The sequence below is a fragment of the Azospirillum sp. TSH100 genome (assembly GCF_004923295.1).
Classification (GTDB): Bacteria; Pseudomonadota; Alphaproteobacteria; order Azospirillales; family Azospirillaceae; genus Azospirillum.
Window position 1 is genome coordinate 236,888 of sequence record NZ_CP039640.1, and the last position, 21,867, is coordinate 258,754.

Sequence of the window (21,867 nt, forward strand, 5' to 3'; positions counted from 1 at the left end):
GCCGCCCCGTCAGCAGGTGGGGGAGACGCCGTAGCGGGACAGGACGTCGGCAATCCCCTCCTCGATGCCGATGCCCAGTTCGACCCCCATCGCCGACAGCGCCCGGGTATCGGCGACGGAGTTCATGATCTCGTCGTCCCGGTAAGGGATGGCGCCGAAGCGCAGGTCGGTCGGGCTGCCCGACAGCCGCTTCACCGTCTCGGCGAAGGCGCGGATCTCCACGCTGCGCCCGGTACCGACATTGACCTCGGCATAGCCGCTCTCCTTTTCCACCGCCCGGCGGACGATGCCGACATAGGCGCGGACCACGTCATCGACATGCACGAAGTCGCGCTTCTGGTGGCCGTGGGTCAGCGGATGGGAATCGACGCGCTGCAGGGCCACCTTGCGGATCAGGTCCTCGCAGAATTTGGTAGGGCTGTCATGGGCGCCATAGACATGCTCCAGGCAGGCGTTGACCAGCATGATACGGTCGGAGAACTTCTTCAGCCAGGGCAGCAGATTCTGCTTGGACAGCGAATAGTTCGGCAAGGCCGAATAGGACTTCTTCTCCTTGCAGAAATAGGAGTCCGTGTTGACGAAGGCACGGACCTTGTGCTGGACGCACAACTCGATCAGTTCAACCGGGAAGATCAGGTTCGCTTCCAGGATGCTCGCCAGCGTCTCGCCACCGCGGCCGTAGGAGGTGGCGACATGCACCGCCGCCTCGACCGGTGCCCCGGCGAAGGCGCCGGCGATGCCGTCACGGTCGATGTCGACGAAGGACAAGCCGGGCTCGCCGAGCAGCGGCCGGACGCGCGTCAGGTCGGATGTGCTCCTTTTCAGGACGACGACATCGTGCCCGTCGGCGAGCAGCCCCTTCAGAAGATGGCTGCCGACGAAGCCGGTGCCTCCGGTCACAAGAACGGCCATGGATCTTCACTTCCCCGACTGGCGGCGCCCGGCGGCCGGGCAGCGCTCATATGCTGGTCGACTTCGCCGGCTGACCGGTTCCGGCCCTTATACGGAAGGACGCCCGGTATTTCAGCAGGTCGCGTGCGAAGCGCAGGGTTTCGCCGATGCCGGCGCCATATTCCAGCTTCTTCCGCACCAGCCGGAAGAAGCGCGGGCGGTAGCGCATCGTCATGTGGGGCGGGTGGGTGCCGTCGATGAAGCGTTCCAGGAAGCGGAAATTCTCGCGCGCCACCGCCCGCACGACGCCGGGCGAGAAGTTCATCGTCGGCGAGCCGTAGAGCCGGTGCATGCCCGAGACGAAGACCTCGATGAAATTGTGGGAGAACACGCTGTGCGGCATGTTCATCACCATCGGCTGGTCCGTCATGTACAGCGTCGGCTGCCGATCGCCGACCAGCGACAGGTTGACCAGACCGATATGGGCGACGGAGGTGCCGGACAGGTCGGCCGCGTCGTAGTCGCGGAAGCTCTTGCGGAAGACCGAGCGCGACAGCCAGAAGGAATGCGACACCACTGCGGCCCTCAGCTGCTCGTCCCCGGCATCAAGGGACAGTGGCCGGCCCAGCGGAAGCCTGAACCTTGTTCCCGCCGGCGTGGTCAGGGTTCCGTCGACCGCCACCCCGCCCGCCACCCCGCCCGTGTCCCCCGGCTCGTTCAGGAAGATCAGGGTCGGGCTGTGGGCGTCGATCACCGCGCACAGCCGGGCGACCGTTCCCGGCAGGACATAGTCGTCGTCGGACAGGATCCAGACATGGCCGGAGACACAGCGGTCGAAGCAGGCCATGACGTTCCCGTCATAGCCGAGATTGCGGGGGTTGCGGTGGTACTCGAACAGGACCGCCCCGGCACGGTTCCAGCGTTCGAAGATCCGGACGGAGCGCTCCACCCGCTCGTCGGAGCAATTGTCCGAGACCAGGATGCGGATGTCCCGCCGTCCGGTCTCCAGGACCTGCACCATCAGGTTCTCGACCTGGAAGACCAGCTCGTCCGGCCGGTTGTAGGTGGGGATGCAGATGGTCAGGACCGGCGGGGAGGGTTCCGGCGGATGAGCCGGGGACAGGGGCAGCCGTTCGGGACCGCCCGCCGGAAGCCGGGAGCCGCGCCGCCACTCGGCCAGCCGGCGCAGGTGCGAAGCCTCGGGATGGCCGGGAACGGCCGCCAGGATGGCGTCGTAGAGCGCGACGGCCCCCGTCAGGTCGGCCGACTGGTGCCGTTCGACCGCCTCGCGCAGGGTCCGGCGGATGGCGGAGGCGAGGGTCGAGGCGATCTGCCCATGGCCCGGCTCCAGGGCCGCCAGGGCGGCGAAGGTCAGCAGCGCCTCCACCGGCTTCCCGCCGTTCAGCAGGGCGGCGCCATGCTCGAAGGCCGCGACGATGATCCGGTTGTAAGCGTCGAGCAGGGGCGGCCGGCGACGTTGGTCGGCGGGCACCGCCGCGATCCGATGCAGCCCGCGCGGCACGAAGCCACGGTCGATGTCGTCGCCGCCGAACAGGAAAGCCAGGACGGGATTGCCGGGATCGAGCGCCAGAACGGCACCGGCCAGCGATGCGGCCTCGGCCAGGGCCTTGCCGGAAGAGAAGGTGGCAAGAAGCGCCGACGCCTTCTGGACCGCGACCCGGCGGTTGGCCTCTATCGCCTCGTGGCGCAGGCCGATCGCCTCCAGCCGGCGGAAGCAGGACAGCGCCGGCTCGATCCGGTCGAGCTGGATTTCGCAGATCGACAGAAGATGGAAGGCATTGGCACTTGCCGGGTCCATGCACAGCGCACGCCGGTAGGCGGCCGCAGCCGCGGCAATGTCGCCGCCACGGTAGCGTTCCATCCCTTGGGAAACGAAGTCGTCGGCGCTCATCATCGGCATGGCAGGGGTGGGGGCCGGGCGGATCAGCCGGCCCGCGCGGCGCGGCCGGCGATGTCCTGCTGGATGCGGTCCCAGATGCCGGTGAAGATGCGGTCCCAGGAATGCTGGTCCAGCACCTGCCGGACGACGCCGGCGCTGCGCCGCTCATACTCCTCCTGCGGCATCGCCAGGGCGCGGGCGATGATGGCGCGGTTGGCCTCGGCGTCCTGGGTCAGCTCGATGGCGTAGGGAGAGCGGAAGCCGCTTTCCGGCGTGACCATCGGCACCAGGCCGCGGGCGCAATTCTCCAGGATGGCGGTGGCCTGGGCATCGCGCGAGCTGGCGTGGATGTAGAAGGCGCAGTTGTCCTTGATGAAGCGGTCCTGCTGGGCCGAGCTGTTGTCCACCCAGCCGAGCGAGACGAACTCGTGCCCGTTCAGGCGGACACGCTGGTAGGGGTGGGGGCGCAGCGCGCTGCTGCCGGCATGCAGCACAGCGCCGGTGCCGGCGACGCTGTTCAGCAGCAGGTCGAAGCCCTTGTGCGGGGCGAGGTCGCTCATGTGCAGCAGGCCGCGCATGCTGGCTTGCGAATAGCCGCGCGGCGGGGCGAAGCGGTGGCCTTCGCAACCCATGTCGATGCGGACGATGCGGTCCTTGACCCGGCCCAGCATATCGTCGGCCGGCAGGGCCTGGATGCGCTCGTACCAGTAATCGCCGCAGATGCCGAAGATCAGCCGCGCCCCCTGGAGCTGGCTGTCCATGAAGGGGCTCCAGTTCCTGTGCTCCTCCACCGGTTCGGGCAGCAGCGGCAGCATCAGGTAGGTGTTGGGATGGGCCGGCTGGCCGGGTTCCAGCGCGTTGTCGCGCACCCAGTCGTCGGCGAGCCCGCCGGCGGAATCGAAACTGGTGTGGCCCAGCAGGATGTCCGCCGGGTTCCGCGTGACGCGCGAGGCGTTGAAGCTGTCGAGATGGACATCGGTGAAGCGGCCGAGCACGCGGCGCGCATGCTTGCAGATCTCCGCGTTGTTCGCCTCGTACTTGTCGTAGCTATCGCGGCGGAAGGTGTAGGGCGTCCAGAAGAAATGCAGCATGCTCGGTCTCTGTCGATCTATTGCCGGGCGATCTATTGCTGGGCGATCCAGGCCAGCATGTCGGAAACGCCGCGGCGGGCGTCGACTTTCGGCTCCCAGCCCAGCAGGCGGCGGGCCTTGGCGATGTCGGCGACGAAGATACGCTGGTCGCTGATGCGCGGCGGCAGCCGCTCGAACCGCATCTCCACCCCATGCAGCTCCTCCAGCAAGCGGAACAGCTCCAGCAGGGACAGGCTGTTGGCCATGCCGCCGCCGATGTTGAACACTTGGCCCCCCACCGCGTCGGCCCGCTCCACCGCGCTGAAATAGAGGGTCTTCATGTCCTCGGCATGCAGCACGTCGCGCACCTGCTTGCCGGTGCCGCTGATGGTGAAGGGTGCTTTGAGTTGGCCGAGCCCGGCCTGCACCGCCAGACCGCAGAACCAGCCGACCCAGCCCTGGTCGGCGGTGGCGTATTGCCGGCCGCCATACATGGAGGAATGGCGGAACACCACGGTGCGCAGCCCGAACACCCGGTGATGGTCCAGCATCATCTGGTCGGCCGCGCCCTTCGAGGTGCCGTAGGGCGAATGGAAGTCGAGCGGGGCGGTCTCGTCGAAGCCGTTCGGGAAGGCCGGGGCGACGTAGCGGGTCTCCGTCTCCTCGTAGGGCGTCCATTCCAGGTCGCCATAGACCTTGTTGGTCGAGCTGTAGAGCACCAGGGCTTCAGGCGCCGAGCGGCGCACCGCGTCCAGCAGGTTGAAGCTGCCCAGCGCGTTGACCTCGAAATCCAGCCGCGGGTCGGCCAGCGAGGTGGTCATCGCCACCTGCCCCGCCAGATGGAAGACCACGTCCGGCCGCAGTTCCGCCACCGCGCGCTGCACATCGTTGGGATTGCGGATGTCGCCGTGGCGGAACTCGAACTCCCCTTGGCCGCGCAGCCAGTCGAGGTTCAGCGTGCTGCCCCGGCGGGACAGGTTGTCGAAGACGCAGAGATCCTCGCCACGCTCCAGAACGGCGGCGGCGAGGTTGCTGCCGAGGAAGCCGCAGCCTCCGGTGATCAGGTAGCGCACGGGGAAGCTCCGGAACTTTCAGGTGGGTTTTCGGGCGGATCGAGGAAGGCCAGGGTCTGCCGCATCCCCGCGTCCAGCGGGGTCGAGGCCCGCCAGCCGAGCAGTGCGGCGGCCTTGCCGGCCTCGGCGACGATGCTCATCACCTCGTCCGGGCGGTAGGGCAAGGCACCCCACAGCAGGGCGTCGCCGCCATGGCCGACGGCACTTGCGGCGGCCTCGCCCAGGGCGCGGATGGTGATAGGCGCGCCGGAGCCGAGATTGACGATCTCGCCGGCCGGGAAGTCCGCCAGCCCGGCCAGCCGCAGGCAGGCCTCGGCCACGTCGCCGACATAGACATAGTCGCGCAGCTGGCCGCCGCCGGTCAGCTCGGTCCGCCGGCCGTCGCGGCAGGCGCGCAGGATCATCGGCACGAATTTCGTGTCGTTCTCCAGCGGGCCATACATGCCGAAGGGCCGGACCACGGCGAGCGCCAGCCCGTGCGACGCGGCGGTGCCGAGTGCGGCGAGCGTCGCCGCCGCCTTGGTGATGCCGTAGAGGCTGCGCGGCGCCGGCGGCGCGTCCTCGGCGATCGGACGGTCGGAGGGGCCGTATTCGTAGCAGGTGCCGACATGGACGAAGCGGCCCACACGCGCCTGGGCCGCCGCGCGCACGAGGTGCAGCGTGCCTTCCAGATTGGTGCGGGCCGAAGCCGCCACGTCCTGGAACCGGTAATCGACGCCGTAGGCGGCACAATGGACGATCAGGTCGGGGCGCGCGTCGGCCACCGCCGCCGCGATCTCCTCCCCCGATGCCGTCAGGTCGAGCCGCACCGGCTCCGCCGCCACGCCGAGGCGGGCGAGACGCCAGCCGTCGCCGCCCTCCCGGCCGGCGGCCAGCACCGTCCAGCCGGCATGGCCGAAGCGGGCGGCGACATGGGCGCCGAGGAAGCCGCCGGAGCCGGTAACGAGGACGCGCATCGCCCGGCGGTCCTCAGCCGGCCGTCCGCGCCCGGACGAAGCTGCGGATGACGTCCAGCATGTAGTCGATGTGGGCGGCGGTCAGGCCCGGATAGACGCCGATCCACAGGGTGCGGGCGGTGACGATGTCGCTGTTGGTCAGTTCGCCGACGACGCGGTGCGGGCGGCCCTTCATGTAGGGCTGGCGCAGCAGGTTGCCGCCGAACAGCTGGCGCGTGCCGATGCGGGCGCGGGTCAGTTCGCGGGTCAGCTCATCGCGGCTGAAGGGGGCGTCGGCCGCCACGGTCAGCGGGAAGCCGAACCAGGACGGGTCGCTGTTCGGCGTCGCCTCCGGCAGGACCAGCATGTCGGCCAGTTCGGCCATTCCGGCCTTCAGGCGGGCGAAGTTAGCCTTGCGCGCCTCGATGAAGCCGTCCAGCCGATCCATCTGGCCCAGCCCGACCGCGGCCTGCATGTCGGTGATCTTCAGGTTGTAGCCGAGATGGGAGTAAATGTACTTGTGGTCGTAGCCGTGCGGCAGGTCGCCGAGCTGCCAGTTGAAGCGCTGCTTGCAGGTGTTGTCCTGGCCCGGCTGGCACCAGCAGTCGCGGCCCCAGTCGCGGAAGGATTCCAGCGAGCGCTTCAGCTTGGCGTTGCTGGTGAAGACCGCTCCGCCCTCGCCCATCGTGATGTGGTGGGCCGGGTAGAAGCTGAGGGTGCCGATGTCGCCGAAGCTGCCGACCAGCTTGCCGTCATAGCGCGCGCCCAGCGCGTCGCAGCAGTCCTCGACCACCCACAGCCCGTGCTTCTCGGCGACGCGGGTGACGGCGGCGAGGTCGAAGGGATTGCCCAGCGTATGGGCCAGCATGATGCCGCGGGTGCGCGGCCCGACCGCTTCTTCCAGCAGCCGCATGTCCATGTTGTAGGTCGGGATGTCGACGTCGAGGAAGACAGGGACCATCCCGTTCTGCAGGATCGGGTTCACCGTGGTCGGGAAGCCGGTGGCGCAGGTGATGATCTCGTCGCCCGGCTGCAACGCGCGGTCGCCCAGCAGCGGCGAGGTCAGCGCGGTCAGCGCCAGCAGGTTGGCGGACGAGCCGGAATTGACCGTCAGCACGTTGCGCGCACCCAGGAACTCGGCCAGCCGCTTCTCGAAGGCGTCGTTGAAACGGCCGGTGGTCAGCCAGAAATCGAGGGCGGAGTCCACCAGCAGCGCCATCTCCTCGCCGCCATAGACCTTGCCGCTGACCGGAACCGGCGAGCGTTCCGGGTCGAAGGGCCGGTCGGCATGGGCGACCTCCGCATATTCGGCCACCAGATCGAGGATCCGGCGGCGCAGGTCTTCCCGGCGATCCGCGGAACCGGCTGACGACGAGGGGGCCGGCGAGGAGGAAGAGGAGGTCATGACGGTCTCACGGAAGAAACGGTGATGCGAAAAAAGGACGCCGGCCGCCTCAGGCGGCCGGACGGGCCTCGTTATACGCAAGAAGCTGGGCCGACATAAGGGCGGGGATGTCCTGGCCCCGGCCATAGGCGCGATACCACTCGACGGTGCGCGCCAGCGTCTCCGCCAGATCCCAGCGCGGCGCCCAGCCCAGCCGCTGCCGCGCCTTGGCGCAGTCGAGCGCCAGGAAGCGGTTCTCATGCGGGCCGGCCGGGCCGCTGTTGTCGATCCAGGCGGCGCCGTCGCCCCACAGCGCGGCCAGCCGGTCGGCCACCCAGTGGACCGGGCGGGCGCTGCCCTCGGCCGGGCCGAAGTTCCAGCCCTCGGCATGGGTCGCCGGTTCGGTCCAGGCGGCTTCCGCCAGCATCAGATAGCCGTGCAGCGGGTCCAGCACATGCTGCCAGGGCCGGGTGGAATGGCGGTTGCGCACCACCGCCGGACGGCCGTCCAGGAAGGCGCGGATCAGGTCGGGGACCAGTCGGTCCTCCGCCCAGTCGCCACCGCCCACAACGTTGCCGGCGCGGCCCGACACCAGGGCGACCGGGCTTTCCCCCGGCGGGAAGAAGGACTGGCGGAAGGCGGCGGTCACCAGCTCGGCACAGCCTTTGCTGTTGCTGTAGGGGTCGCGGCCGCCCATCGGCTCGTTCTCGCGATAGCCCCACACCCACTCGCGGTTCTCGTAGCACTTGTCGCTGGTGACGTTGACCACCACCCGCACGCTGTCGACCCGGCGCACCGCATCGAGCAGATGCACCGTACCCATGACGTTGGTGGCGTAGGTCTCCACCGGGTCGCGGTAGGAGCGCAGCACCAGCGGCTGCGCCGCCATGTGGATGACGATGTCGGGACGGGCGGCGGACAGCGCCGCCTCCAGCCGGTCGCGGTCGCGGATGTCGGCGATCTCGCTGCGGTGCAGCCGGTCGCGCAGCCCCGCCGCCTCGAACAGGCTGGGGGTGGTCGGCGGCTCCAGCGCGTAGCCGGTGACGCGCGCGCCCATGGCGGAGAGCCAGAAGCCGAGCCAGCTTCCCTTGAAGCCGGTGTGGCCGGTCAGGAAGACCGACTTGCCGGACCAGAACGACGCATTGGTGGAAAGCGGAGGGGTGGACATCGGGGCACTCACCAACTCTTACCAGCTTTTCCAGGGCGGGTTGCCGGCGGCCCACAAATCCTCCAGCAGGCGCTTGTCGCGGATGGTGTCCATGCACTGCCAGAAGCCGTCATGCTTCCAGGCGTGCAGCTGGCCGTCCTCGACCAGGCCGCGCAGCGGCTCCTGCTCCCACATGGTGTCGTCGCCGTCGATGTAGCGGCCGACCGTCGGCGACAGAACGAAGAAGCCGCCATTGATGCGGGCGCCGTCGCCCGGCAGCTTTTCCTGGAAGGCGGAGATGCGGTCGCCCTCCAGCTCGACCACGCCGTAGCGGCCGGGCGGATGCACCACGGTCATGGTGGCGGCGCGGCCATGCGCCTTGTGGAAGGCGACCGAAGCGGAGATGTCCACGTTGCCGACGCCGTCGCCGTAGGTGAGGCAGAAAGCCTCCTCCCCCTCCAGATAGGGCAGCACGCGCTTGATGCGCCCGCCGGTCAGGGTGGACTCGCCGGTCTCGACCAGGGTGATCCGCCAGGGTTCGGCAAGGCGGCGATGGACCTCGACCGTGTTGGTCCGCAAGTCGATGGTCACATCCGAATTGTGAAGAGAGTAGCTGGAGAAATATTCCTTGATCGCATAGCCCTTGTAGCCCAGGCAAATGACGAAGTCATTGATGCCATGCGAAGAATAGATCTTCATGATGTGCCAGAGGATCGGCTTGCCGCCGATCTCCACCATCGGCTTGGGCCGCAGGTCCGTTTCCTCGGAGAGCCGCGTTCCAAGGCCGCCGGCAAGTATTACAGCTTTCATTTCCCGCAGCTCTTCCAATTCAGGAGTGGACCAGGGCAGACTATTAATCAATTTATGAAAAAACGGTCAAGCACAGGCGCTCGGGAGCCTCCGTCGACTCCAAAGGTCACGGCGGAGAGTTGCCTCACCGCCACCAGTCCCGATCGTCGGTGATCTCGGGATCGGGGATGTGGATGTCGCTGCCCGGCGGCAGGGCGACGAGGTTGACGGCACCGATCCCGTCGAAGACGTCGTTTGGGTTGCCGGCGAAATTGCCGGGGTCGAACAGGCGGGCCGTGTGCCACCACACCCGGTAGCCCATCGACCGGATCAGCCCGATCAGGGCGGGCGAGAGGTCGCGCCGGTCGTTCTCCACATACAGCACCGGCCGGTGCTGCGCGATCAGCTGGCACGCCCCGCGCAGCACCGCCGCCTCCATGCCCTCCACATCGGCCTTCAGCAGGCGGCAGGACGGCAGGTCGAGGCTGTCCAGCGTCACCAGCGGAACCAGTTCGCCATGGTCCCAGCCTCCAAGGCCGAGGGCGCCGAAATTGTTGGAGCGGCTGGGGTCGAGCGCCGGCACCCGGATGCTGCCGGCCTCGCTCCCCACCGCCATGCGCCGGGCCCGCACATTGGTGATGCCGTTCAGCGCCAGATTGGCGGACAGCAGGTTGAACAGCATCTCCTGCGGTTCAAAGGCGACGACGGAGCCCGACGGCCCGACCATGCGGGCCAGCGGCAGGGTCTGGGCGCCGATGTTGGCCCCGACCTCCACCGCCACGTCGCCGGAACGCAGGATCGAACGGAACACCGCCACCTCATGTTCGGCATATTCGCCATAGAGGTCGAGGGAGCGGCCGACATAGCGGTCGTTGCGGTTGTAGACCATCAGCCCATGGCGACAGGGCCGCATGCGGTTGAAGCCGCCTTCCAGATCCACCGGCCCGCCGATCATCCGCCCCGTCTCCGTCCTGCCCGACCCTGGCCCCACGGCCCCATGCCAATTGCTGTAATCCAAAGCCGGAACCGGAAGCCACGACTTTCCACCCGCGCGACTTTCCGCCCTGGTGGCGCATCATCGCATTCCCGGCATTTCGCCATGGCACCCGGCAGGACGAGACGCTACACCTAGCCTCCGTCGCCACCTTCGGCAGTCCCTTCGGGAGAGCAGCCCCATGTGCGGTTTCGCCGGCTTCGCCGGACCCGGCGGCGAGCGCGACCTCGCCGTCATGACCAGCATCATCCGTCACCGCGGTCCCGACGACGACGGCGTCTATGCCGACAAGGCCGGGGTCGACACCAGCGGCGCCTTGGCCGTCCATCTGGGCTTCCGCCGCCTCGCCATCATCGACATCGAGGGCGGCCACCAGCCGATGGCGACGGCGGAGGGCGATCTGGTCATCGTCTACAATGGCGAGATCTACAACGCGCCAGAGTTGCGCCGCGCGCTGGAGCAGGCCGGCCACCGGTTCGTCACCGACCATTCCGACACCGAGGTGCTACTGCACGGCTACCGGGAATGGGGCCTGGACATGCTGGAGCGGCTGAACGGCATGTTCGCCTTCTGCCTCTACGACCGCCGTGGCGGCCGGCTGGTGTTCGGCCGCGACCGTTTCGGCAAGAAGCCGCTGTTCTACGCCGAGACGCCGGACGGGCTGGTCTTCGCGTCGGAGGCCACCGCCGTGCTGTCGCACCCGTCGGTGCCGGACACGCTGGACCGCACCGCGCTGGTCAAATATTTCGCCTACGGCTTCATCCCGGCGCCGCTGACCGCCCATGCCGCGGTGCGCAAGCTGCCGGGCGGCTGCAGCATGGTCTACGACCTGAGCAGCCGCCGGCTGTCGGTCAGCCGCTACTGGGAATACCGGATGGTGGTGGACGACCAGCCGCCGGGCGGTCCCGACCAGTGGGCGGAGGAGCTGCGCGAGCTGCTGGACCGTGCGGTGGAACGCCGCATGCTGAGCGACGTGCCGGTCGGCTTCTTCCTGTCCGGCGGCATCGACAGCGCCGCCATCGTGGCGCTCGCGGCCCGGCACCGCGACCCGGCGTCGATGAAGACCTTCACCATCGGCTTCGACGAGCCGAGCTTCGACGAGAGCGGCTATGCCGCCGATGCCGCGCGCCATTACGGCACCGACCATGCCTGCCGCACGCTGAACCTCGACACCGCGGCGGGGATGCTGCCGGAGCTGCTGGGCCGGCTGGACGACCCCATCGCCGATCCCTCCATCCTGCCGACGCATCTGCTGTCGCGCTTCGCCCGCGAACGGGTGACGGTGGCGCTGACCGGCGATGGCGGCGACGAGCTGTTCGCGGGGTACGACACCTTCGACGCGCTCAGGACGGCGCGGCTCTACCACCATACCGTCCCCCGCCCGCTGCACCGGCTGGCCGAGGCGGTGGCCCACCGGCTGCCGCGCTCGGATCGCAACATGAGCTTCGACTTCAAGCTGCGCCGGGCGCTGCGCGGGCTGGGTCACCGGCCGGCGCACTGGATGCCGGCCTGGCTGGGTCCGGCCTCGGTGGAGGAGGTGTCGCGGCTGTTCGGCGTCGAGCTGAGCGCCGACGAGCTGTATGACGAGGCCGACGCGCTGTGGCGCTCCGGCGCCAGCCGGCACGACGTCGACCGCTCCATCGAGTTCTACGGCCGCTTCTATCTGGGCGAGAACCTTCTCATCAAGGCCGACCGCGCCAGCATGTTCTGCTCGCTGGAGACGCGCTCGCCCTTCCTCGACCGCGACCTTGTCGCCTTCGTCAGCCGACTGCCGGCCGGGGTGAAGCTTCAGCCGAATGGGCTTCGCGGCGGCACCCGCAAATGGATCCTCAAGAAGGCGATGGCGCCGCTGCTGCCGCCGGCGATCCTGTCGCGGCCCAAGAAGGGCTTCGGCATCCCCTTGAGCCGCTGGCTGCGCCACCTGCCCCAGCCGCCGCTTGACACCGCGGCGCGCATCGGGGTGGACGGCAAGTGGCTGGCTGCGCGCTGGGACGAGCACCGCAGCGGACAGGCCGATCACCGCGGCCTGCTGTGGGCCTGGACCGCGCTCGCCACCGCGCTGGACCGCCCGGCCCAGACTCCGGCACCGACCCCGGCACCGATGGAAAACGCAGCATGAGCTTAGACAGTCTGGATCGCCCGCGTCCCCAGACACGCGGGGGAGCGGGCGGGCATGCCATTGCCCGCATCCTGGTCGGGCTGCTGCTGGGGCTGGGGACGCTGATCGTCGCCTATCAGTTCGGCATGAACATGCATGCCAGCACCGGCCTGCCCTATTGGGACGACTGGGGCTATTTCTTCGGCACCGCCCAGGGCGTGCAGCAGCCGCTGACCGTCCACTCGATCTTCGCCAAGGACAGCGACCATGTCGCGCCCTTCTTCAAGCTGCTGACACACGGGCTGTGGCAGGCCGTCGGCGTCGATTTCCTCGCCTTCCGGCTTCTCGGCTGGCTGGCCTTCGCCGCCATGCTCGCCTCTTACGCCCTGGTGCTGCTGCGCGATTGCGTGCGCTCGGCCTGGGATGGGGTGCCGGTCGTGGCGGCCGGGCTGTTCCTGACCGGCACGCTGAACAACGAGTATTTCTATTACCAGCACATGGGTCTGGCCCAGCCGATCTTCTTCACCTGCCTGTTCCTGTTCCTGCACACGCTGGCCCGCGGCCGGCTGCTGCTGGCGACGCTGTTCCTGCTGGCCTTCGGCTCCACCGGGGTGTTCGGCGCCAGCTATGCCCTTGGGGCGGCCGGGGCCGGGGCGGTGCTGGCCCTGCGCCGGGATGGGGAGCGGGCCAGCGAACTGAAAGACGGCCGGACGCTGGTGGCGGTCGGCGGCGGGCTGCTGCTGACCGTGGCGATGCTGTGGATGACCTTCCACGGCTCCTACGCCAACCACACCGGCCAGCCGCTGGTGCTGCCCTGGCATGCCGGCTTCTGGGCCTTCCAGCTGGGGGCCTTCGCCACCGCCGCCGGCCTGCCGGTGGAGGCGGTGGGGGCACCGCTGTCGCTGGCGGCGGGAGCGGCGGCCCTGGCGCTCTGCCTGATCCCGGCGGCGGGCCTGCTGCTGGGCCGCATCGGGCGGGAGAACCGCAACGCCGCCCTCGCCATTGCCGGGCTGATCGCCGGGGCGGTGATCGTCACCATGACCACCGCGCTGGGCCGGGCCGGGCTGTGCGGCGAGGGCATCGCCAACGCCATGCGCTGCGGCACCATCCCGCGCTACGCCTATCCGGTGCTGCTGGCCTTCCCCGCCGCGGTGGCCGGCTGGACGCTGCTGCTCGGCCGCCGGACGGGGGTGGGGGCCGGAGTGGGGACGTTTGCCGGTGTGGTGCTGGCGGCGGCGCTCGCCGTCGGCCATGGCGCCGGGACGGACGCCTTCTGGCGGCACTGGAGCGTCGCCGGCCTCAACCGCATGGTGGCGGAGCGCGACGCGGCGGCGGAACGCTGCGTCGCCACCTATCTGCACGCCATCCGCACGCCTGTTGGGATGGATTGGAGCCAGCCTCTGGTCTGTCCCTCCGCCTCGCCACGCAACATCGCGCCCTTCCTCCAGGCCGCCTACGAGCTGAAGGCCGACTTCGTGCAGACGATCCTGGCCGACGCCGCGAGCCGGCCGGAGCGGGGGACGCTGGCGACGCTGCTGCAAGCGGGCAAGCTGGATGAGGCGTCGGCACGGCTGCGGCTGGAAGCATCGCCGCGCGACAGCGGACTGCTCGGCTCGCTCGACCGCTTCACGCAGCTTCCCTCCGGTTCGCTGGCGGCACTCGGCTGGGCGGTCGACGCGGCGGTGCCGGCGCCCGCTTCCTTCGTCCTGCTGGGGGTGGGCGACCGCATCGTCGCGACCGCCCCGACCGGCGGTGCGCGGCCCGACGTCGCCGCCGTGCTGAAGGATGGGCGGATGACCGACAGCGGCTTCAGCCTGGCGGTTCCGCCCGAGCTGGCCGGCCAGCGGGTGCGGCTGTTCGTTCTGGGCCATGACGGCGGACTGAAGGAACTGACGCCGCCCGGCGGGGTGGCGGCGACACCCTGATACAGAAAGGCCCCGCACCGGGAACGGTACGGGGCCTTTTCCCTGGCCTGTCTTTTCCGTAGGCGCCCTTAGTCGCGGAGGCTGCGGTCCGGCGGCGGCGGTTCGTCGAAGTTCAACATGGTCTTGATCGAATAGTGGCTCTTGCCCTGGCTCTCGAAATAGATGCGGACCAGCAGCTCGGCCAGCAGGCCCATCAGGATGCACATCACCCCGGTGACCAGCCCCATCGTCACCAGGAGCGGCAGCGGCGTCAGGATGAAGGAGATGCCGTCGACCAGTTTCAGGTAGATGGCATAGATGCCGGCCAGCACCGACAGCCCCATGAACATCAGGCCGGCGAAGCCGAAGATGTAGATCGGCTTGGTCTCGTACTGGGTCAGGAACTTCACGACGACGAGGTCGAGCACGACCTTCAGCACCCGCTCCAGCCCGTATTTCGACTGGCCGTGGCGGCGCGGGTGATGGCGCACCGGCATCTCGGTCAGCTTGGCCCCCTGCCAGCGGGCGTAGATCGGCACGAAGCGGTGCATCTCGCCATAGAGCCGGTAGCCCTGGAGCATCTGGCGCCGGTAGGCCTTCAGCGTGCAGCCATAGTCGTTCAGCTTCACTCCGGAGATGGTGGAGATCAGCTTGTTGGCCATCCGGCTGGGCAGCGTGCGCAGCAGGAAGCCGTCCTGCCGGTCGGCGCGCCAGCCCGACACCACGTCGTACCCCTCGTCCAGCTTGGCGAGCAGGCCGGCGATGTCCTGCGGGTCGTTCTGGAGGTCGCCGTCCATCGGCACGATGACGTCGCCGCGGGCATGGTCGATGCCGGCCATCATCGCCGCGGTCTGGCCGACGTTGCGGCGGAAATTGATGACGCGGATGCGGCGGTCGGACGCCACCCGCTGCAACTCCGCCTCCGTCCCGTCGGTGGAGCCGTCATTGACGAAGATGACCTCGAAGCTCCGGCCCAGCCCGTCGAGCGCCGGGATCAGCCGGCCGCACAGGGGGGCGATGTTGTCCTCCTCGTTATAGACCGGGATCAGGACCGAGACGGAAACCGTGCCGGCGTCCATGCTGGCGGATCCGGGGGTAAGCAGGAGGGTCATCGAACGGGTCCGGAGGCTGCTGGTCATCTGTGGGTGCGATGCCGGGCCATGGTATGGCCGCTGGATCCGGCAAGCGCAACGGCTAATTGGGCGGTGAATCAGGCGGTGCGGCGTTCGCGCAGAATCGTCAGGTCGATGACGGCGCCCAGCAGGGCCACCATCACCTGGAAGGCGAGGATGCCGAAGCCCAACGCCAGCGACTGGGCATGCGGCACGCCGACCAGATCGAGCAGGCCGACCAGCGACGCCTCGCGCAGGCCGATGCCGGCGACGGTGACCGGCATCAGCACGATCACCGACATCAGTCCGATCACGGCACTCCACACCGAAAAGGGCTGATCGATGCCGACCGCCAGCCCCAGGGACTGGCTGCCGGCAACCGCCGCCACCTGCACCGCGATCCCGACGACGACCGACAGCAAGGCCCGCCCCGGCCGGCGCGTCTGGTCGCGCCAAGCCTCCAGGAAGCGGCGCAGGGGGCCGAGCAGCAGGGCCTCGCGCTTCGGCCCGGCGCGCCAGCCCAGCAGGGCCAGCAGCAGGGCGCGCGCCGGCGCCCAGGCCATCAGCACGGTCGCCACGACCAGCCCGGTCAGCACCAGCCCGACCGCCGCCAGCAGCCCGCCGCCGAAGCGGGCCGACTGCACCGCCAGCCCGCCGCCGGTCAGCAGAAGCAACCCGACGATCCCCGTCACCTTGTCGAAGGCAACCGCCGAGACGATGCGGCCGCCACCCTCCTGGCCCTGCCCTTCGTCCCGGCTGAGCCGGTAGGCCTTCACCGCCTCCCCCGCCAACTGGCCGGGCAGCACCAGCGCATAGAGCTGCGCCACCAGCGTGTAGGCGAGCAGCCGTCCTGCCCGCAGTTCCGGCAGCAGCACCCGCAACTTCAGCGCGTTCAGCACATGCATCAGGAAGAACAGCAGCCCGGCGAGCCCCATCAGCCCCGGCGAGACCACCGCCAGCACCCGCCCAACCTCCGCCACATCGACCCGCCACAGCAGCAGGACAACCAGCAGTGCGCTGACCAGGGCTTTCAGGCGGGAACTCATTTAAAGATGCCTTTTCATGAAGTCATTAAAGCAATGCGGTTCCGTCAAACCGCTCGGTCAGAGATGCATGTGGGCCTTATCCGAGTCCACAGGATAACTCAACGAAGAGCAGAGCCTCACCCCACAGACGCGCAAGTCATATCCAACGGACGCCCCAATCAGAACCGGAACCCCATTGCCACCACCTATTTCTTTGATATCGTCAATTTCGACAATTTAAAGTTACAGACCCATCACAAATCCAACTGCGATATTGGGTCGCATCCCTATCAATTCAGTGTGGATACCGCGCAAACGTTACCCGCAAAGATTGACCTGAAATAATTATATATGACCTAATTTCTATACAATTTTTATGTGGGTTTATGGGGGTTGCATTGGCTTTTCTCGATATCGTTAACGTTGCTCAACCATGGGGTGGCAAAACGGGGCGCCGCCTCCGGGTGGTTGCCGGCATGTTCGGCCTGCTGCTGCTTGCCGGCTGCGCCGGTGGGGTCTCGCGCCAGGACGCAATGACCTTCAACACCACTCTTGCCCAGGGAGATTACTCCTCCGCCGCCAAGGTGGCCCTGGCATCAGGCGCGATCGAACCTGACGGGAAATCGAAGAACCTTGCCTGGTCGCTGAACGCCGGTTCGACACTCGTCTATGCCGGACAACCGGCGCAAGCCGTGAAGGTTCTCGACGGCGCGGAAACCCTGATGAAGGAGCAGGATCTCAGCAACTTCGGCAACACCCAGTACGAGTACGCCACCTATGACGGCATCATGGTCAACGTCTACAAAGGGTTGGCCTTCCTGGGAGCCGGAGACAAGGCAAGCGCCCGTGTCGAGTTCAACCGCGTAGGCGACCGGCAGTCCCGCGCAGAAGAGGAATTCGCCAAAAAGAAGCAAAAGCTGGACGACGAAATAAAAAACAAGTCCGATGGCTCCTTCGATATTGCCACAGCGATGCAGCGCGCCCAGGAAGACAACTCCTACAAGGATTTCCAGAAGGAACTCGGAAAGTACGCGAATTATCGGCCGTTCATCAATCCGGCTGCCAGCTACTTGCGGGCTCTTTATCTGATGAGCAGTGCGGAAGGCGCAAGCGATCTGGAAATGGCCCGTTCCGAGCTTATCCGGGTACGCGACATGGTCGGGCCGAGCCAGTTGATCAAGGAGGACCTCGCCCTTCTGACCCAGAACCGTAAGAAAGCCACCGCCAAGACCTGGGTGGTGTTCGAGAACGGTCAGGCCCCGACCTTCGCCGAATACAGGATCACCTTCCCGGTGCCGGTCCTGCAGAAGAAGGGTCACATCGGCGTCAGCGCGGTCACCATCGCCCTGCCCCGCATGGACTTCCACCCCCAGGCCGACGGGCATCTGTCCATTGCCGCCGGCAAGGCGGAAACGCAGACCTCGCCCATCGGCGACTTCGACCGCGTGATGGCCAGCGAGTTCCAGCGCCGCCAGGATGCAGTCATGGCCCGCGCGGTCGCCGAGGCGATGGTGAAGATCGGGCTGCAATCGGCGGCGAACCAGACCGACAACCAGTTCCTGAAGATCGCCGCCATCGTGGGGTCCCAGATCTCCACGGCGGACACCCGGTCCTGGACATCGCTTCCCAAGCTCTTTGAAGCGGCCCGTCTCGATGCGCCGAAGGATGGGCGTCTGACGCTCCGCACCCAGGCCGGCTCCCCCATCGGAACCGTCGAGGTGCCGGCCGACCAGTCCTCCATCGTCTACGTCAAGGAAGTGGCTCCGGGTTCCAGCCCGTCCATCCAGGTCTTCCCGCTATGAGGATGCCATCCTCGCTGGCCGCAGCGGCGATGATCGCCATCGGACTGGGGCTGGGGCTCACTGCCTGTGCTCCGGTTCCGCCGCCGCCGGCACCGCCCCCCACCGATCCGCGCGTGTTCATCCTGCCCGACGTGCCGATCACCGCCGACGCCCCGGCCGTTTCGACGCAAGCCGGCCTGCTGCGCGTGACGGTGCGTCTGGTGAACCGCACGCCGATGGACATTCCCGTCGTCGCCACCACCGACTGGGCCGACGCGCAAGGGCGGCCGATCCGCAGCACGGTCTCGGCCCCGCGCCGGCTGACCGTTCCGCGCTTTGGCGATGCCGTCGTCGACAGTGTCGCTCCCCGCGCCACCGCAGCCGCTTTCCGTGTCCGGGTCGAATTCGACCCGGCGGCGCCCTGAGACTTCTTCCGCCAGAGACTTCTTCAGAATGAGACACAGCATGCCCCACTCCTTCCGCGGCCGCATGGCCCGGCTGTTCGCCGTCACCGCGCTTGTCGGTCTCACCGCCTGCGTCCAGACCACCACCCAAACGACGATGATCGATCCACGCGCCGACCGCAGCGCCATCGGTGCCGGGCTGGACATGCGGGACTTCGAGACCGCGGCCAGCGACACCGTGCAGTCCATGCTGTCGTCGCCGGCGCTCACCAAGCCGGGCGGCGGCCGCTATGTCCTGGCCGTCTCCCGCGTGACAAACGACACCATGCAGCGGATCGACACCGACCTGCTGGTCAAGAAGGTCCGCGTCGACCTGCTCAACTCCGGCAAGGTGGTCGTCACCACCGCGGTCGGGCTGGCGGGGCCGGAAGATCCCATGGCGATGAAGACGCGCCAGCTCCGCGGCTCGGGCGAGTTCAACCAGTCCCACGTCGCCCGCAAAGGACAGATGATCGCCCCCGACCTCAGCCTGTCCGGAAAGATCATCCAGCACGACAACCGGCTGGGCGACGGGACTCAGCGCATCGATTACGCCTTCCAGCTGTCGCTCACCGACATCAACACCGGCCTCGCCATCTGGGAAGGCGAAACGCCGATCTCCAAGCTGTCCTCCTCCCGCACGGTGTCCTGGTGATGATCGGCCGCCGTATGGTCCTGGCTCTGCCGGCCGCGTTCGCGGCCTGGCGGACCGCCTTTGCCGCCGGCCCGGCAGACATTCCCACGGAGGCCGGCGACCAGATCACGGTTGCGGCCCGGGCATCCGTCATCGCACCGCCACCCGACGGCACGCTCGAGGAGCGGATGGAGGCCTTCATCGAGGAAAGCGGTTTCGGTGCCCGCGCCGCGCGCAACGAGCTGTTCATCCTCCAGGGAACCGCGCCGGTTCAGGTGCCTTCGACGAATCCCGACTGGATACGCTTCCGCCAGAACGCCTACACCAGCGCGTTGCTGGACGCCCAGGCCAAGTTCGTCGCCGAGCAGAACACCCAGATCCTGACGAAGACCACGCTCGACTTCTTCAAGTCGGCGAACGAGACGCCACCACCCTATGTCGACATGAAGACGCCGGGACAGGTGGCCGACGTGCTGCGCAAGCTGCTGGCCGTCGCCAACGGGACGCTCGACAAGGAACTGCAGAATCTCGGCATCGACCCCAGGCAGTTCGAGAGCATGCCGGAAGCCCAGCGCTCGGCCATGCTCACGAACCATCTGAAGACCTCCACCATCGAGCATTCCTTCGGCGATACCGTCGGACTGTGTCCGGTGATGACCTTCGAGGAGTGGAACAACGGCGCCGGCCGCATCGGGGTGGTCGCCGTCTCCTCCGCGATGATGCGCGACTTCGCCCAGCAGGTGCTGCGGCTGCGTGGCGAGTTTCCCGCCAATCCGGCGCGTGCCCAGGACCTGTCGAAGCTGACGGGCGACAAGACCAAGCTGATCAGCGATTTCGGCGTCCGCCGCATGTTCGACAGCCAGGGACTGCCGGTCGTCGTGTCCTTCGCGCAGTGGGCGTCGGCTTACCGCGGAACCGACCCGGCAATGGCCGCCAACTACCGCGATGCCGCCGCCCATCAGGCGGAAGCGATCGCCGACGGTCAGCTCGCCGACTTCCTGAAGGGCAGCATCAGCTATGACCGCAACTCGACGACCGGTCAGGAGATCGACCGCATCGCCGTGAGCCTGCCCGACAGTTCCTCCGTCGAGGACACCAAGCGTCTGATCGACGAGATGCACAAAGCGATCAAGCGTACGGCCAACGTCAACCTGACCGGGCTGCGCACGCTGAAGGTCTGGACCGGGCAGCATCCCGCCGCACCCGACCAGACCATCGTCGGGGTGGTGAGGATGTGGTCGGCTGCCGGGGAGCAGGCGATGCGCAACCGCGTGGCCCCGAAGCCGGCGGCGGCCTCCTCCTCCGTTCCCGGCGGGGCGTCGGGTGAAACCCAGGGCCGCAAGCTCATGAACGCCGACGACTTCTGAGGAGGCCCCCATGTCCGCAAGACCGAAAGGAGTGTCTTTCCGAAGGATGCCGGTTCTGCATCTGCTGGCGGCGCTCGGCTTCCTCCTCGTCGCGCCGCCCGCTTTCGCCGAACCGGTGGAGGTGACCGTGGTCGGCATCGGCGGCAGCCGGAGCGAGGCGATCGCCCGCGGGCTGTCCGAAGCGATCCAGCAGGCCACCGGCGTCGCCGTCGCGATCGACGAGGTGATGAACAGCGCCATGGCCTCCGCCGCCGTCACGGTGAACGGGACGGACAGCCAGAGCGTCGCCATCGCCGAGGCGTCGCAATCGGCGATCCGCCGTACGGCGAACGGCATCGTCCGCTCCTATCGCGTGATCGAGACGGAGGCGAACGAGCCCGGCCACGTCGTGCTGACTCTTGCCGTCGCGGTCGAAAAATTCGAGGCGAAGGGGCTTGGCAACGACAGCCGGCGGCGGATCGCCGTGGCGACCTTCGGCGGCGCCGTCAGCCAGGGCCGGCTGCGCGAGATGCTGCGCGACCGCGTGATCTCCTACCTCACCCAGGCCAGGCGGTTCGCCGTGCTCGACCGGGCCAACACGACCGTCTACGCGCAGGAAATGGCGACGATCGAGACCCAGTCGCCGGTTACCGAACGTGTGCGCGCGGGGCAGGTGATCGGTGCCGACTATGTCGTGGTCGGCACCGTCAACCAGGCGGGCGTCGCGCGCAGCGACCGTGAGGTCGAACTGACCGGCGAACGCATCATTTCCGCCTCGTCCCTGATCTCCATTGACTGGCAGGTCCTGGAAATCGCCACACGCCAAGTGAAATGGACCGGCACCGTCCGTCTCAATGCCGGCGGCGACGCGTTGGGCTCGCTCGTCGACCGTGCGGCGGCCCGCATCGGCGACGAAATCACCCAGGCCATTTACCCGATGCGCCTGATCGACCTGAGCGATCCCAACGCCCTGATCATCAACCAGGGCGGCAATACGCTGCATCGCGGCGAGCGTTTCCGCGCGATGCTGCTCGGCAAGCAGCTGTTCGATCCCTACACCAAGGAACCGTTGGGGCAGACGGAACGCGAGGTGGCGGTCGTCGAGATCGACCGGGTCGACAGCAAGGTGTCCTACGCGCGGGTGGTGTCCGGCCAGCTTCCCGGTGCCGATGCGGAGGTCGTCCTGCGGTCCGCGCCCGGCGATCAGCCACAGAAGCAGAAGGCCTCCGTCAAGAAAGGACCGCCGCCGGTGGTGAAGCTGCCGGGCGACCCCTGAGCCGGCAATCGCCGAACGGCGACCCTCTAGCAGCCGTGGCCTCGACCGGATGGTCGGGGCCACGG

Annotated in this window: 18 protein-coding genes; 7 read left to right on the forward strand and 11 right to left on the reverse strand. The window is 68.0% G+C overall.

Annotated features, from left to right (window positions below; all coding sequences use genetic code 11):
• Nucleotides 1–9: 9 nt before the first annotated feature.
• The 9 genes from E6C72_RS31020 to E6C72_RS31060 form a co-directional block, all read right to left on the reverse strand.
• Nucleotides 10–912, reverse strand: a complete 903-nt coding sequence (locus E6C72_RS31020) for an NAD(P)-dependent oxidoreductase (protein ID WP_109864943.1) — start codon at nt 910–912, stop codon at nt 10–12.
• 46 nt (nt 913–958) lie between these two features.
• Entirely contained in the window at nt 959–2,812 is a 1,854-nt protein-coding gene (locus E6C72_RS31025) for a glycosyltransferase (protein WP_109864944.1), read from the reverse strand.
• Between the two features lie 23 nt (nt 2,813–2,835).
• Nucleotides 2,836–3,882: a hypothetical protein gene (locus E6C72_RS31030; RefSeq protein WP_109864945.1), complete on the reverse strand. Its 1,047-nt coding sequence runs from the start codon at nt 3,880–3,882 to the stop codon at nt 2,836–2,838.
• Between the two features lie 32 nt (nt 3,883–3,914).
• Nucleotides 3,915–4,934, reverse strand: a complete 1,020-nt coding sequence (locus E6C72_RS31035) for a GDP-mannose 4,6-dehydratase (RefSeq protein ID WP_109864946.1) — start codon at nt 4,932–4,934, stop codon at nt 3,915–3,917.
• Nucleotides 4,922–5,890 carry an NAD(P)-dependent oxidoreductase gene (locus tag E6C72_RS31040; RefSeq protein ID WP_109864947.1) on the reverse strand — a complete coding sequence of 323 codons (969 nt, stop codon included), beginning with the start codon at nt 5,888–5,890 and terminating at the stop codon, nt 4,922–4,924. Before E6C72_RS31040 ends, E6C72_RS31035 begins: the two co-directional genes overlap by 13 nt.
• Nucleotides 5,891–5,903: 13 nt before the next feature.
• On the reverse strand, nt 5,904–7,274 hold the full coding sequence (gene rfbH / locus E6C72_RS31045) for a lipopolysaccharide biosynthesis protein RfbH (protein WP_109864948.1): 1,371 nt from the start codon (nt 7,272–7,274) through the stop codon (nt 5,904–5,906).
• Between the two features lie 49 nt (nt 7,275–7,323).
• Nucleotides 7,324–8,421: a CDP-glucose 4,6-dehydratase gene (gene rfbG, locus E6C72_RS31050; RefSeq protein WP_109864949.1), complete on the reverse strand. Its 1,098-nt coding sequence runs from the start codon at nt 8,419–8,421 to the stop codon at nt 7,324–7,326.
• Nucleotides 8,422–8,439: 18 nt separating this feature from the next.
• A complete protein-coding gene (rfbF, locus tag E6C72_RS31055) occupies nt 8,440–9,210 on the reverse strand; it encodes a glucose-1-phosphate cytidylyltransferase (RefSeq protein ID WP_109864950.1) in 771 nt (256 codons plus the stop codon).
• A 124-nt stretch (nt 9,211–9,334) separates the two neighbouring features.
• Nucleotides 9,335–10,144: an FkbM family methyltransferase gene (locus E6C72_RS31060; RefSeq protein WP_109864951.1), complete on the reverse strand. Its 810-nt coding sequence runs from the start codon at nt 10,142–10,144 to the stop codon at nt 9,335–9,337.
• 220 nt (nt 10,145–10,364) lie between these two features.
• Between E6C72_RS31060 and asnB the strand changes: the two genes are divergently transcribed.
• Complete coding sequence (gene asnB / locus E6C72_RS31065; RefSeq protein ID WP_109864952.1) at nt 10,365–12,302, forward strand: asparagine synthase (glutamine-hydrolyzing); 1,938 nt, start codon at nt 10,365–10,367, stop codon at nt 12,300–12,302.
• Nucleotides 12,299–14,206 (forward strand): hypothetical protein, encoded by a 1,908-nt coding sequence (locus E6C72_RS31070; RefSeq protein WP_109864953.1) that lies wholly within the window; start codon nt 12,299–12,301, stop codon nt 14,204–14,206. The genes asnB and E6C72_RS31070 overlap by 4 nt, the downstream gene beginning before the upstream one ends.
• Before the next feature lie 68 nt (nt 14,207–14,274).
• Here the strand turns inward: E6C72_RS31070 and E6C72_RS31075 are convergent, their stop codons facing one another.
• Nucleotides 14,275–15,297: a glycosyltransferase family 2 protein gene (locus E6C72_RS31075; RefSeq protein WP_247876108.1), complete on the reverse strand. Its 1,023-nt coding sequence runs from the start codon at nt 15,295–15,297 to the stop codon at nt 14,275–14,277.
• Nucleotides 15,298–15,395: 98 nt separating this feature from the next.
• Complete coding sequence (locus E6C72_RS31080; protein WP_109864955.1) at nt 15,396–16,343, reverse strand: lysylphosphatidylglycerol synthase transmembrane domain-containing protein; 948 nt, start codon at nt 16,341–16,343, stop codon at nt 15,396–15,398.
• A gap of 455 nt (nt 16,344–16,798) precedes the next feature.
• Between E6C72_RS31080 and E6C72_RS31085 the strand changes: the two genes are divergently transcribed.
• From E6C72_RS31085 to E6C72_RS31105, 5 genes are read left to right on the forward strand one after another with little or no spacing between them, the layout of a single operon-like run.
• A complete protein-coding gene (locus tag E6C72_RS31085; RefSeq protein WP_109864956.1) occupies nt 16,799–18,124 on the forward strand; it encodes a hypothetical protein in 1,326 nt (441 codons plus the stop codon).
• Nucleotides 18,121–18,528 (forward strand): YcfL family protein, encoded by a 408-nt coding sequence (locus E6C72_RS31090; RefSeq protein ID WP_109864957.1) that lies wholly within the window; start codon nt 18,121–18,123, stop codon nt 18,526–18,528. The genes E6C72_RS31085 and E6C72_RS31090 overlap by 4 nt, the downstream gene beginning before the upstream one ends.
• 40 nt (nt 18,529–18,568) lie before the next feature.
• On the forward strand, nt 18,569–19,201 hold the full coding sequence (gene lpoB, locus E6C72_RS31095; RefSeq protein ID WP_199228961.1) for a penicillin-binding protein activator LpoB: 633 nt from the start codon (nt 18,569–18,571) through the stop codon (nt 19,199–19,201).
• Nucleotides 19,201–20,547 carry a DUF6844 domain-containing protein gene (locus E6C72_RS31100; protein WP_109864958.1) on the forward strand — a complete coding sequence of 449 codons (1,347 nt, stop codon included), beginning with the start codon at nt 19,201–19,203 and terminating at the stop codon, nt 20,545–20,547. Before lpoB ends, E6C72_RS31100 begins: the two co-directional genes overlap by 1 nt.
• A 46-nt stretch (nt 20,548–20,593) precedes the next feature.
• The gene (locus tag E6C72_RS31105) at nt 20,594–21,802 is read left to right on the forward strand and encodes a hypothetical protein (RefSeq protein ID WP_109864959.1); all 1,209 of its coding nucleotides are present in this window, start codon (nt 20,594–20,596) and stop codon (nt 21,800–21,802) included.
• Nucleotides 21,803–21,867: the final 65 nt, after the last annotated feature.